This is a genomic window from Paenibacillus mucilaginosus 3016 (genome assembly GCF_000250655.1).
Classification (GTDB): domain Bacteria; phylum Bacillota; class Bacilli; order Paenibacillales; family NBRC-103111; genus Paenibacillus_G; species Paenibacillus_G mucilaginosus.
The window spans coordinates 3201926-3215129 of sequence record NC_016935.1 but is presented as its reverse complement, the minus strand read 5'-3'; the positions used below and the strand labels follow the sequence as shown (position 1 = coordinate 3215129).

General features: G+C 58.9%; 13 protein-coding genes. 6 read left to right on the top strand and 7 right to left on the bottom strand.

What is annotated here, in order from left to right; genetic code table 11:
• Positions 1–431 precede the first annotated feature (431 nt).
• From PM3016_RS13800 to PM3016_RS13780, 5 genes are all read right to left on the bottom strand, one after another.
• The gene (locus PM3016_RS13800) at positions 432–1640 is read right to left on the bottom strand and encodes a Ger(x)C family spore germination protein (protein WP_013916237.1); all 1209 of its coding nucleotides are present in this window, start codon (positions 1638–1640) and stop codon (positions 432–434) included.
• Positions 1627–2742 (bottom strand): GerAB/ArcD/ProY family transporter, encoded by a 1116-nt coding sequence (locus PM3016_RS13795; RefSeq protein ID WP_013916236.1) that lies wholly within the window; start codon positions 2740–2742, stop codon positions 1627–1629. The genes PM3016_RS13800 and PM3016_RS13795 overlap by 14 nt, the downstream gene beginning before the upstream one ends.
• Entirely contained in the window at positions 2739–4319 is a 1581-nt protein-coding gene (locus PM3016_RS13790) for a spore germination protein (protein WP_013916235.1), read from the bottom strand. The genes PM3016_RS13795 and PM3016_RS13790 overlap by 4 nt, the downstream gene beginning before the upstream one ends.
• Positions 4320–4555: 236 nt before the next feature.
• On the bottom strand, positions 4556–5248 hold the full coding sequence (locus PM3016_RS13785; RefSeq protein ID WP_013916233.1) for an aspartate/glutamate racemase family protein: 693 nt from the start codon (positions 5246–5248) through the stop codon (positions 4556–4558).
• A 92-nt stretch (positions 5249–5340) separates the two neighbouring features.
• Positions 5341–5598 carry a hypothetical protein gene (locus PM3016_RS13780; RefSeq protein ID WP_013916232.1) on the bottom strand — a complete coding sequence of 86 codons (258 nt, stop codon included), beginning with the start codon at positions 5596–5598 and terminating at the stop codon, positions 5341–5343.
• A gap of 190 nt (positions 5599–5788) precedes the next feature.
• On the opposite strand from PM3016_RS13780, the gene PM3016_RS13775 reads away from it, so the two are divergent.
• A complete protein-coding gene (locus tag PM3016_RS13775) occupies positions 5789–6490 on the top strand; it encodes a pirin family protein (RefSeq protein ID WP_013916231.1) in 702 nt (233 codons plus the stop codon).
• 20 nt (positions 6491–6510) lie between these two features.
• Positions 6511–6867 carry a hypothetical protein gene (locus PM3016_RS13770; RefSeq protein ID WP_014369918.1) on the top strand — a complete coding sequence of 119 codons (357 nt, stop codon included), beginning with the start codon at positions 6511–6513 and terminating at the stop codon, positions 6865–6867.
• A 280-nt stretch (positions 6868–7147) separates the two neighbouring features.
• Here PM3016_RS13770 and PM3016_RS13765 read toward each other — a convergent pair whose 3' ends face one another.
• Positions 7148–7798: a phosphatase PAP2 family protein gene (locus tag PM3016_RS13765; protein WP_014369917.1), complete on the bottom strand. Its 651-nt coding sequence runs from the start codon at positions 7796–7798 to the stop codon at positions 7148–7150.
• Between the two features lie 243 nt (positions 7799–8041).
• Positions 8042–8902, bottom strand: a complete 861-nt coding sequence (locus tag PM3016_RS13760) for a manganese catalase family protein (RefSeq protein ID WP_014369916.1) — start codon at positions 8900–8902, stop codon at positions 8042–8044.
• 167 nt (positions 8903–9069) lie between these two features.
• Between PM3016_RS13760 and PM3016_RS13755 the strand changes: the two genes are divergently transcribed.
• The 4 genes from PM3016_RS13755 (at position 9070) to PM3016_RS13740 (ending at position 13198) form a co-directional block, all read left to right on the top strand.
• Positions 9070–10746, top strand: coding sequence for a ribonuclease J (locus PM3016_RS13755; RefSeq protein ID WP_013916227.1), 1677 nt, complete (start codon positions 9070–9072; stop codon positions 10744–10746).
• 544 nt (positions 10747–11290) lie between these two features.
• Complete coding sequence (locus PM3016_RS13750; protein WP_014369915.1) at positions 11291–11692, top strand: GntR family transcriptional regulator; 402 nt, start codon at positions 11291–11293, stop codon at positions 11690–11692.
• Positions 11685–12374, top strand: coding sequence for an ABC transporter ATP-binding protein (locus PM3016_RS13745; RefSeq protein ID WP_014369914.1), 690 nt, complete (start codon positions 11685–11687; stop codon positions 12372–12374). Before PM3016_RS13750 ends, PM3016_RS13745 begins: the two co-directional genes overlap by 8 nt.
• The gene (locus tag PM3016_RS13740; RefSeq protein WP_014369913.1) at positions 12371–13198 is read left to right on the top strand and encodes a hypothetical protein; all 828 of its coding nucleotides are present in this window, start codon (positions 12371–12373) and stop codon (positions 13196–13198) included. The genes PM3016_RS13745 and PM3016_RS13740 overlap by 4 nt, the downstream gene beginning before the upstream one ends.
• The last annotated feature ends 6 nt before the right edge of the window (positions 13199–13204 follow it).

Below are 13204 nucleotides of genomic sequence, written 5' to 3'. Positions count from 1 at the left end.
CCCGGCCGGGCGGCTGGCTGCACGGACCAGCTCGGCAGGAGACGGCCCGCTCCCGGCACCATCCATGCGCAGTCATCAACCCGCGCATGGCTGCTGCGGAGCGGCCCCCTTGCCTGCTGCCGGTTCCCGGCCGGCAGAGGGAGGCGCCCTCGCCTCTCCCTCTGCCTCACCAACGGTGCACAAAGCGAAAAGCCTTCGTTTCCCTTGACCGGGACAACGAAGGCTTTTCGCTTTGTGGCGGCTCGCCGCAGGAAGCCGGGCTCAGCCATCCTCCTCCTCCGAGCTTTGAGGCAGCTCCTCCATCATCCAAGGCGGGTCACCCAGCTCATGGATACGGCGGTTCACCCAGTACGTCAACCAAGGTATGAGGAGTGCAAGGACAGCGCAGAGTTGGATAAACCCCGGGGGAATCCGCCCCAAAACCATTTCAATCATGAGCCCCGCCCCTCCTCGTTGGCGTTAATGCTGCCGATCCGGCGGATTTTGACATCCGTCTGCACCCGAACCTCCACCTCCCGGAACAGCTTATCTCCCTTCTCCCAATTGTTCTGGATGGCTGTCCACTGCCTGTAGTGGTTCTCCCGCAGATGGGATCCCAGCCCTGCGGCGTCCCTGCCGTACTTCTTCTGCAGCACGGCCATGAGCTTGGTGCACGTATCGGTCACCTTCGCCCCCAGCTTCGCCTCGATATCCGTCAGCGTCGGGGAGTTCGTCAGGTCCAGCTTGGCGAACGATTTGCCCAGGCTCCCCTCTACCTGAATATACACGGAGAAGACCGGCTTCCCGCCGGGAGGCCAGTCGACCTTAATCTGCCGATTAGCGCGCTCCACCTCCAGATCGACCGTGCTGCCGTACATCTCGGTCTCCACGATCCCCCCTTTGACTTCCTGCTTGAGAAAGTTGAGCCCCTGGGTCTCCTCCCCGGTCAGAAAACCGAGCAGCCGGTTCGTTTCCCCGTCGATCAGCGCAGCCCCCGTAAGGGTGATTCCGTCGCGGTAAGAGGATACCTTCTGTACCGTGTAGCTTTCCTGGGTCAGCATGTATTCATGAAGGTCGCCGATCCTCGTAACCGGCAGCATGAAATTGCTCTTCCGCTTGTTCTTGGAGGTGGATTCAATGTAATTCACCGGCATGTTCTCGCTGAGCGGCTTCACGTTCAACACGTCCTCCGCTCTCCCGTCGGAGATCATGATCTTCACATTGCGGCGCATCTCGTTGTCCCGCAGGAAGAAATCCATAATGTCCGCGAATTCCTTCGTGCGGGCGACTTCCGCTGAGATAATGATGAGCTTCAAGTGCTCGAAGTAAGGGGCGCGGCTCGTCTTCGTCGACATCTTGCCCGTCAGGGAATGCATCGAATTCTCCGAAGCCGTGAGGTTGAAGTACGCCTTCGATCCGCCCCCTGACTGCGTATTCCCCTGCCTCAGACCGGAGGGGACCACGATCTGGTAGGTGCCCGCATATTTGTCCGTCCCGCCGGACGTCTCCCGGGTAACCGTCTTTGCGGTGCTTCTGTCGATTCCGACGCCGACCACGAAGCCCCGCTGGTCGATCTCAATCCGGTCCCAGCAGCCCGTCATTGTGAGGGGCATGATCAGCACCAGCGCCAGTGACAGTGTTCTATGATTATGTGTTCCCATGCGGCTTCCTCCTGCGAATCACGGCGACGCCATACATCAGACAAGGGATCAGGATGACGAAAATGATCCCTCCATAGTTCACGAGCGTGCCCAGCATGTTGAATTCGATTCCGTTCTCCGGGAACATGCAGATGAGATAGACCACGGGACTGAGCAGGAACATCCCCTGCATGCGCTTCATTTTCCGGAAAAGATGACTGAGGTTGTTGACGGCCACATCCAGAGCCATCGCGGACGTATTGAAGATGGTCATGATCCAGATGGTGAAAAAGATGGATTCGAAACGTTCGAAGAACTCACCCGGAACCTGCATCTCCTTAGCCAGCTCGATAGCCGGATAGGTCACTTCCTTCAGGGCCTGATGCGAGAAAACCCCCACAGCGATAATGTACACGGTAAGATACAGCAGTACCGTGAGGGCCACGCCCAGCATGGCCGCTTTCGGTGCGTCCTCCGGCCGCTTCATCAGCGAGGTGTAGAACAGGACGACTTCGAACCCAAGCACCGAAAAAACCGTCTCTTTTGCGCCGCCGAGCACTTTGTGCCAATCCGTGATGAAAAAGGGCTTGAGGTCGCTGTAGTGAAACAGCGGAATGGAGAACAGCAGGACAAACACCGAAATGCTCATGACCAAAGGCAAAAAGAGGGTGTTGAGGCGGATCAGCCCGATCCGGCTGCCTGCCGCCGCATAGACGGTTACAAGCAGAAAGGTCAGAGCGATGATCTCCACCGGCGTCCGCTCAAAAAGATACTGCTTGGAGATATTGGCGATGGCCCGGATCTCAAAGGCGCAGAATACGATGTAGTACACGGACATGCCGGTCGTCCACAGCAGGGCGACGGGCTTTGTGATAATGGACGATGCATAGGCAAAGTAACCTTCGCCATGAAACCGTCCGGCGAGCTTCGCCATGATCCAGGCACAAACGATCGCCATGGTCCCGGCGAGTACGATCGACATCCAACCGTCAGACGACATGGTTACCCGGGCGAGTGTCTTCGGAAGCGTCAGAATGCCGACACCGATCATCATGGAAGAAATGGTGATCGTCAGATCCAGGGAACCGATGCTCTCCTCACCCAGCTTGAAGGACCGCTTCATGGCTTCACCTGCTTGTCAGGCTGCCGCTGCCGGTCCTTGTCTCTCATCAACCGGGGACGTTCCCGGAGAAAGACGAGAGGCGCCCGGAGTACCAGGTCCTTCCAGTCCTCCATCAGCTGCGGCGCAAACGGGGCGGTATAAGGAACACCGAAGCTTCTCAGGTTCACCAGATGGATGTTGATCAGGATATAGCACATGATGACGCCGTACAGCCCGAAGATGGAAGCGGCAATCATGATGCCGAACCGGATAATCCGCAGCGTGATTCCGAACGCATAAAACGGCAGGGCAAATGAAGCGATTGCCGTAACGGCCACTACGATGACCATGATGGGACTGACGATTCCAGCAGAAACGGCGGCTTCTCCGATGACGAGACCTCCGACGATCCCGATGGTCTGCCCGATGGGCTTCGGCAGCCTCAGGCCCGCTTCCCTCAAGAGCTCCAGAGTAATCTCCATGATGAATGCCTCCACCACGCCGGGGAACGGCACGCCCTCCCTTGCCCCTGCGATCGAGAAGGCCAGCTTGGAAGGCAGCATCCCGTGATGATATTCCACAAGCGAGATGTATAAGGCCGGCAGGAAGGTGGCAATGAAGGCCGCAACCAGCCGGAGGAACCGCGTCATCGTCGAAATCAGCCAATGCTGATAGTAGTCCTCGGGTGATTGGATGCATGAAGAGAACGTAATGGGAAGAACCAGCGCGAACGGGTCCCCGTCCACAAGAATCGCCACCTTGCCCTGGAGCAGCGCGGCAGATATTTTATCAGGCCGTTCCGTGTTGAGCAGCAGGGGAAACGGGGTGAGGAAGCTGTCCCCGATCCACTGCTCGACGAAGCCCGAGCCCTCCACATCATCGATATCCAGCGTCCGCAGCCGGCGGCGCACCTCATCGACCAGCTTCGGATTGACGATGCCGTCCATATACATGAGTACGGTATCCCGGTGCGCCCTGCGGCCCAGCCGGAACTCTTCGAAACGCAGGTTGGCGCTGCGGATCCGGCGCCGGACCAGCGCGGTATTCGTCCGAAGATCCTCCGTGAAGCCTTCGCGCGGTCCACGGATGATCGATTCGTTCTGCGGGTCCTCCACGGACCGGCTCTTCCAGTTTCGGCTGCCGATGATCAGTGCCTGGTCCAGCCCCTCCAGGAATACGGCCGTATCTCCCGAGAGGATGGCGAGCATCGTCTCCCCCAGCTCCTTCGCCAGCGAATAGTCGGAGGTGCCGAGCACCCGCTCCTCCACCAGGGCGAGCAGCATATCAGCAGGCGGATCAGCGGGAAGCTCGGCGGTGAGCAGGAACGGCAGCAGCAGCTCTTCGTTGACGAGCGTCTTGTCCGCAAGTCCGTCGATATGGATGATTACACCGGTGACGCCGGCCGTTCCCCCCAGGACGAGCTCCCTTACAATCAGATCCCCCGGGGAGCCGAGCAGCTCTCGAATCTGCTCCGTGTTCTGCCGGGCGGAGCGGGTAACGGGGACCGCCTGAGGCTGCCCCGGCAGGCCCCCTGGACCGCTGTGCGCCGCATTCAGCCGTTTGCTGCGCATGGTACGAAGAAGCCATGAGAACCGCATACCTCTCTCCTCCGTCCGCAATAGATTAAGAATAGAGTCCGATGGTGGAATGCTGACGGCAAGGCCTGCTTTCCACAGCTTTATCCTTCACTATTTGCCACTTCCGCGGAATTTATCCAGAAGAGTGCAGGTATGGCGGCGTCAGCTGACAGGGTATGCGAAAGACGCCCATCCGGTGGGATGAGCGTCATAGGTATGCAGGCCGGCAGCTGCCCGGTTTCACGTTGTCTTCCGGCTTAGCCTTGAAGCGCCTCGGCAACAGCCTTCTTCGCGTGCAGGTAAGCCGTATCGAAGAGCGGCAGCGGGCTGTCGTCCTGGCGGAGAAGCAGTCCGATCTCGGTGCAGCCGAGAACGACCCCCTCGGCACCGCGGGCCTGCAGCCTGCGGATGACGGATACGAATTTCTCCCTGGATTCCGGCAGGATAATACCCCGGCACAGCTCGTCATAGATGACGGCATTCACCGTCTGCCGGTCTTCCTCATCCGGGATCAGGACGCCGATGCCCCGCTCTTCGAGCTCGCTGCGGTAGAAATCGCCCTCCATCGTATAGACGGTGCCGAGCAGCCCGATGCGCCCGCAGCCCTTGGCCCGGATCTCATCGGCCGCCGCGTGGGCGATGTGCAGGAAGGGGATCTCCACGCTTCCGCGGATCTCCGCCGCCAGCCGGTGCATTGTATTCGTACAGAGCAGCAGGCAGTCCGCGCCGGCGCGCTGGAGTGCCTGGGCCGCTTCCACCAGGATGCGTCCCGCATCCTCCCAGCGGTCCTCCCGCTGACACTGCTCAATCTCGGCAAAATCCACGCTGTAGAGGATGCACTTCGCCGAGTGCAGGCCTCCCCTTGCTTCCTTCACCAGCGTATTCACGAGCTTGTAATACTCGACGGAGGATTCCCAGCTCATTCCTCCGATCAATCCGATGGTTTTCATTCTCTTCTCTCCCTCCCAAAGGCTCTCTCTTTTCTCTACCTTCGCATATTAGGAGAAAATTGGCAATATGATTTGAGTTATTCCTTCGGGAACTACTCCCTCAGCGCCTCCCTGAGGCGGGTCGACATCGATTCGGAAGCGCGCGCCGCCGCTGTGTTTCTCGCTTTGACGAGCAGTTCTTTCAGCCTGCGGTTCTCCTCTTCGAGCTCCCGCAGCCGTGCTCTTACCTCTTCGGCCTCCTCATAGGCCGCCACCGCTTGAAGCAGTGCGTCCTCCCGGCGTCCCGCCTCGGCGAACAGCCGCTCCAGGGCTTCCGTCAGCGGAGACCCTCCGTTCGTTCGTTCTGTCATGCTCTCTTTCCCTCCGTCCGCTGTCCATGCAGCTTCTACATGCCTATCATAACCGGAAGAGACCGATGGCGGCAAACGGTCAGGAAAGGCGCAGCCTTCACTTTAGGATGCGGTTGTGTTTTGAATGCACTATCAGCTATAATAATGTTAGTAACCTACTTTATTCGTGAAACCTGAGAGGAGCATCCCGATGATCTCGATCTATCCCGCCGCTTCGCGTTATTCGGCCGATCACGGCTGGCTGCAAAGCAACTTCAGCTTCTCGTTCGGCGATTATTATGATCCGGACAATACGGGCTTTGGCCCCCTGCGCGTGTTCAATGACGACACGATCCAGGGAGGACGCGGCTTCGGCGCGCATCCGCACCGGGAGATGGAGATCGTCTCCGTAGTGCTGCAGGGTGAGCTTAAGCACGAAGACAGCACGGGCCATTCCGCCGTCACCACCTTTGGCGAAGTACAGCGGATGTCCGCCGGTACGGGCATCATCCACTCCGAGATGAACCCGTCGGAGGAGCCGGTCACCCTCCTGCAGCTGTGGTTCACGCCGGACACGAAGGGTCTCGAGCCTTCCTATGAGACAAGCCGGTATGAGGTAACCGCCATGAAAAATGCACTGCTGCCCGTCGTCTCGAATCGATCCGGGGAGGGTATCGCCCATATCCACCAGGATATGACGATCTACCTCTCCGAGCTCGAAGGGGGCCGGGAGCTTCTCTTCGAACAGCCGGAAGGCCGGCGCATCTTCGTCTTCGTCATGGAAGGCGGCCTGACCCTGAACGGCGAGCAGGCGCTCTCCCGCCGGGATGCGGCGCGGATCACCGGTACGCCTTCCCTGCGTGTCCGCTCCGAGCAGGGGGCGCAGTGGATGCTGATCGATCTGCCATACTAGAGCGAGGAGGACAACAAGCGATGAACGAACCTGCGATTCACCGTACCCTGCTCATCAAGCATGTCACCGGCCGGTTCCTGCTCGATTCCCGCAAGCTGGGCGGCGGCTTCCGCTTCTCTCTGCAGGAGAAGGCCGGACGCTGGGTGGTTGAAGCCAGCGGCGTAGAGCCCGATGTGATCCGGGAGGTGCTCCGGCTCTCCGACGAGCTGAACCTGTTCTACTTCGAGGAGGACACGACGGCCGGCACCCTGCGCAAATGGTGGCTGTACGACAAGGACACGCCGGAGGTCACAGGCCATGAAGCCGAGGGCACGCTGACCCTGTCTCTCGATACGCGCACGCCTTACTCCAACGAGAACACGAACATTCCGATGTAAGCCCGGAGAATTTCATCCTGCATAACAGACGAAGCCCCGTACCTCGGTCCATGCATTGGACACCTCAGGTACGGGCTTCGCCTTGTTACAGCCTGCCGTGTAGATTATAGTGCCGGCAGCGGCCTGTTCGAGCTTGTGGGACCCGCCTTCTGCAGCAGTCCACTACCGACTTCCCTTCTCATGGGCCTTCTTCCCCGCGGCGGGAGCACGCTAAGGCGGTGCTGGACCGAGGCGCCAACCTCCTCCCCCGGCACACTGCCTGCTTGTTTCTGTTCCCAGCTTACATTGCGCGCGGCCGTGTGCCGCTCCGCCGCTGCGCAAGGCGAGTCTCGAACGCCTTCAACCATCCTGCCGCCCCGGTGATGCAGAACAGCCCGCCGAGATAGCCGGCTGCGATGTCTGTCAGGTAATGGACGCCGAAGTACAGCCGGCAGTACCCGAGGATCAGGATGACGGCGGCTCCGGCAGCGGTGCCTGCCAAGCGAAGCGCTCCGCTGCGGGCATACTTCCAGATGACGAAGGCCAGGATGCCGTAGAGCGCCATCCCGATCATGGCGTTGCCGCTCGGAAAGCTGTACCCTGTCACCTCCACCCAGCCGGCATGATCCGGTCTGGGACGGCCGATGGCTGTCTTCAGTACCCTGTTCAATACCATGGCCGCAATGACCGTACCCAGAACCGCTGCAGCGGCTCTTCGGCTGTGCAGCCACCAGGCCGCCGCGGCGGACAGCAGGGCGACGCCCGCAAGCGCGGCGGTCGAGCCCAGCATGTTCAGGGCAAGCAGCAGCCCCGACGGCTCACCCTGCCGGTCCGCTCCAAGCAGCTCGGCCGCCTGCCGGTCCCACGCCGCCGGACCCTGCGCCGGAATCACCACCACTGCGATGACCCCGAACAAGATAGCGATCACCAGCATCCATCCGATGTGTTTCATCGTTTTGTTCCCCTTTATTGATCTATGTATAGTCGAAAGATAACGCCATATTATACCACGAAGTCCCCATGGTGAGGAATAAGGAACCCGGCTAAAATGCAGTCTAGACCGTTCCTTGTCCGGTCAGGTGTCTGAACCTGTGTCCATCCCGGTGCAATAAGAACACAGCAAAAAGACCGGCAGGCCGAAGCCCTTCGGTCAGGCACGTCTCTATACTATGAGCGAGCCACTATGAGCGAGCCACTATGAGCGAGCAGCCCCTGTCAGCTCCCGGGGAATGCCGGGGCTGTGCTCGGACACCCGTTCCGGCATCTGCGGTACCGGGAAGCCGGCCGGCGGCGGCTCGACCTTGAGTGTGCCGCCGTGGCGTCCCGGCGACTCGCCCTGGAAAATCTCGCCGATCCGCGTCGGGTCGAGACGGAAGTTGAACTGGGCGTTATGCCAGCCGCGCTCGATATACTTGCGGCATTCCGGATACTGCGTCAGGTCGTAATCCGGCACAGGCAGCACCTTGCCCCAGTTCACGCCGAGCGTCTCGAGCGCCTTCGCATATGCATTCTGGTGCGCATTGTCGCGGACCATGAGGAACGCAAGCGTCTCGCGGAACGTCTTGTTCGTGCTCATCTCGTAGATGCGCGACTTCTGCAGCGTGCCGGTCGCCTCCAGCACCAGGTTGTCGAGCAGGTTGCTTACCAGATTGCCGTGGTCATAGACCCACGAGCCATTCCACGGGTTCCCCGAGGAATCGACCGGCAGCGAGCTCTGCGCCCCGATGATGTAATGGTACGTCTGGCCGTCCCCCGGCGCATTGGCCAGCAGCGGTTCATTCTCTCCTTTGTCGCTCCGTCCTGATCCGTCCAGCAGCTTGTTGATCGTCGTCTGCACGAGCTCCACATGAGAAATCTCCTCGAGGAAGATCCCCCGGATCAGGTCCCGGTACTGCGTGGCCGGACCGCGGAAGTTCGCACTCTGGAACGAGAACTGCATCATCGTGCGCATCTCGCCGTAGTGTCCGCCGAGAATCTCCTGCATGGCTTTGGCCGCCGACGGGTCCGGCTGGTCCGGTACGATTTCGTTAATCAAGGCTTCCGTATAGAAAAACATGGTTCTCCTCCTCATGGCCTAAGAGTAAGCTGTGTCTCCCTGTACCTTGCCCCCCGAAGAAAAAAATATGAAATCAGGCGAAACGCTCCGGGAATTCATAATTTTGCATGGGATGGAAACAGTAACTCTATGCCGGACTTCCAAGTGCAAAGGGAGGAAATAACCGAATGAGCAGTGAGCAGGAACGCACCTTATCCGTCATGGCCCTGGGCGGGGTAGGCGAAATCGGAAAGAACATGTACGTCATTCAATACGGAGACGATATCATCGCCATCGACTGCGGTTCGAAGTTCCCGGACGAGAGCCTGCCCGGCATCGACCTGATCGTCCCCGACATCTCGTACCTGCTGGAGAACCGCGACAAAGTCAGGGGCATTATCATCACCCACGGCCACGAGGATCATATCGGCGGACTTCCGTATATTCTCAAGCAGATGGGGATGCCCGTCTACGGTACCCGGCTGACGCTCGGGCTGATCGAAGGCAAGCTGAAGGAGCAGGGGCTGCTCGGCTCCACGAAGACGCATGTTATTACGGAGGACTCCACCCTCCAGCTCGGAGCCTTCACCGTGACTTTCTTCAAAACGAACCACAGTATCCCGGACTGCATCGGGGTCGTCTTCGAAACGCCGGAGGGAACCGTCGTGCATACGGGGGATTTCAAATTCGACCTGACGCCCGTCAACGAGGAGTCGGCCGACCTGCACCGCATGGCGGAGATCGGCAAGAGCGGCGTGCTGGCCCTGCTCTCCGAGAGCACGAATGCCGAGCGCCCGGGCTTCACCCCTTCGGAGCGCAAGGTCGGCCTCCATCTCGAGGAAGTGTTCCGCAAGGCGCAGCAGAAGGTGTTCATCGCCACTTTCGCCTCGAACGTCCACCGGCTGCAGCAGGTCGTCGATGCGGCTTTTGCTACAGGGCGCAAGCTTTCCCTTATCGGGCGCAGCATGGTGAACGTCGTCTCCATCGCCGCCGAGCTCGGCTATATGAACATTCCGGACGGCATGCTGATCGATCCAGGTGAGGTCGGCCAGTATTCCCCGGACAAGGTGGCGATCCTCTGTACGGGCAGCCAGGGAGAACCGATGGCCGCCCTCGCCCGCCTGGCCCGCAACAACCACCGCCAGGTGGAGGTGCTGCGCGGCGATACGATCATCGTCTCCGCTACGCCGATTCCAGGCAACGAGCGCAACGTCTCCCGTACGGTCGACGACCTGTACAGGCTGGGCGCCCATGTCATCTACGGCCCCGGGTCCTCGACCGGGATGCACGTGTCCGGGCACGCCAGCCAGGAGGAGCTGAAGCTGATGCTTCACCTGATGCGGCCGCAGTATTTTATTCCGATCCATGGCGAGTACCGCATGCTCCACCAGCACCGGCAGCTGGCCGAAGCCGTCGGCGTCGAGAGCGAGAACATCTTCATCGTCGATAACGGCGACGTGGTGGAGTTCCAGAACGGCCGGGGCCGCAAGGCGGGCAAAGTGCCGGCCGGCAGCACGTTCGTCGACGGCCTCGGGATCGGCGACATTGGGCACATGGTGCTGCGCGACCGCAAGTCGCTCTCGCAGGACGGCATCCTGATCGTCGTCATCACGATGAGCAAGGCGACGGGCACCGTTCTCTCCGGTCCGGACATTGTCTCGCGCGGCTTCGTGTATGTCCGCGAATCCGAGAGCCTCATGGAGCAGGCGAACGGGATCGTCGTCCGCACCCTCGCGAAGCTGCAGGAAGAGAACGTGAACCAGTGGAACATTGTGAAGCAGAAGATTAAGGATGCCCTCGGCAAGTTCCTGTACGACCAGACGAAGCGCCGTCCGATGATCCTTCCGATTATCGTGGAAGTGTAGAATAGAATCAGGCTGTGAAATTTCCCCTCAAAAAAGCGTCCCCGCGCTGCGGAATCCCCGTCCAGCCGCCGGTTCAGTGTGCTGTGAGCCCCTGAGCTGTGTTGGCTGTACCGAGTAGATATCCAGCCGCAGGGGCGCTTTTTTTGCCTGCCTGCCGTTATGCCTTGGATTCCCCCGCCGATCTCGCATCTCGCAGCAGCGGGAGACCCGGGGAGACGGAGGTCTTGGGGCTTGGACGGATGAAGACGCCCCTTCCTCGGCGTATTACCTCTTCGGCGCTCCGGCGTGTCCAAGGGAATGCCGGCAGCTAAAGTCCGGGGGCTGATCTTGTGGCGTGACTCCCCCCTTCTTTGATTACAGGCTTACCGGATACGTTCCCCTGAAATTCTGGATACGTATATGCATTTTTCCAATTTTTGATTGACACGCGAAGTGTACTAAGGGTATAGTACACGATGGGTGTATGAACCACTTAGTACACACACTTTTTTCTCGGAATCCCTGCAGGCACTCAGGCACAAACACCAACTTAGGAGATGGGCCGATGAATGTAATCTTCAACAATCGAGATCCGGTGTACCTTCAGGTGATCCGTCACTTCAAGGAAGAGATCGTCACCGGCCGGATGGCGGCAGGCCAGGAAATCCCCTCACGGCGGGAGCTCGCCGCCCTGCTGCAGATCAATCCCAACACGGCCCAGCGGGCCTATAAGGAAATGGAGGAGCAGAAGTTGATCACAACGGAAGGCAATTCCCCGAGCAGAATCACGACGGACGAGGAGCTGCTGTCCCTGCTTCGGGAGGAGCTGCTGCGCGAGGCCGTCGATGCGTTCGTAGACTCGGTGAGCCGAATCTCGGTGCCGGTGGAGGAGCTGCTCTCTATCGTCCGGCAGAAGTATGAAGCCAAGCAGCAGTACAGAGAGCAGGAGGACGACGGAGATGATTGAGATCAGCCGAATCAGCAAGAAGTACGGCCGCAAGCGTGTCCTGAACGAGGTCACCTTCACGGCAGAGAAAGGCCAGATCACCTGCCTGATCGGCCTCAACGGGGCCGGCAAATCCACCATCCTGAAGGCCGTCATGGGGCTGACCCCAGTCAGCGGCGGGGACATTCGAATCGACGGCGAGCCGGTCACCCCGCGGATCTACGAGCGCGTCTCGTTCATCCCCGACTCGCTGACGATGCCTCCCGGCATGCGGATCGAGGAAGCGATGCGCTTCATGGCGGACTTTTATCCCAACTGGAACCTGCCGCGTGCCGAGGAGCTCCTCTCTTTCTTCCAGCTGAACAGGATGGACAAGATCAACGACCTCTCCAAGGGAACCGCTGCCAAGGTGAATCTGATGCTCGGGCTGTCGCTTGACGCGGACTATGTGCTTATGGACGAGCCCTTCTCGGGCATCGACATCTTCAGCCGCGAACAGATCGCCAGCGTCTTCACCACCCACCTGATCGAAGACCGCGGCGTGATCATCACCACGCATGAAATTCACGATATCGAGCATCTCATCGACAAGGTCGTCCTGCTCGACGGCGGGCGGGTCTACCGGGAATTCAGTGCAGAGGATGTGCGCATGCAGGAAGGCAAGTCGGTGGTTGATGTGATGAGGGAGGTGTACCGGGCGTGAAACACAGCTTCTGGAAGCTGCTGCATTACGAGATCGACCGGTTTAGCAAGATTTATGGGGCGATGGCGCTGCTCACGCTGGTTGTCCAGTGGGTGAGTACGGTTTGGATGGCGAAGGGGTTGGTGGACCGGATTGAGGAGGAATTCCGATTGTCCCCATTTGCTTACGCTGACCGTTTCGGCAAAGTCAGCTTTGTGGACTTCGGCTCCAACCTGTTCTTTATGGCTCCGGTTGCTTTATGTGCTGCGGCCATGCTTCTCTACGTCTTTCTGATTTGGTACCGTGACTGGTTCGGCAAGAACTCTTTTATCTATAGACTCTTAATGCTGCCCGCTTCAAGGATGAATATATATTGGGCAAAGCTTGGCACCATTCTCATCTTTGTTTTTGGATTGATCGCGTTTCAGTTGGTCACTCTGCCCCTGCACCTGTTTACGTTTAATTCCATCGTACCGGTGGAGATCAGGAGTCCTGTAACTATCGCACAAATCCTTATGCGAAATGATCTCTTTCAACTTTTAACCCCTCTTCGTGTTTCGGAGTTTTTTTTCCTTTACGTTTTAGGAACTGCCATTGTCATTATTCTGTTTACCTTTATTTTGTTTGAACGGAGCTACAGGCTTCGGGGGCTGATCGCCGGAGGCCTGTATTTGCTTGGTACAACTGCACTTCTTTCAGTTCCTAGCTGGCTGAACGACACATGGGTTCCTAATTTTTTCTATAACAACGAAATTATCATCATGGAATGTATGGCTGGATTATTGATCGTATCTGTCTCCTTGTGGGTGAGCTCATATCTGATCCGGTATAAAATTTCTGTCTAAGGAGGT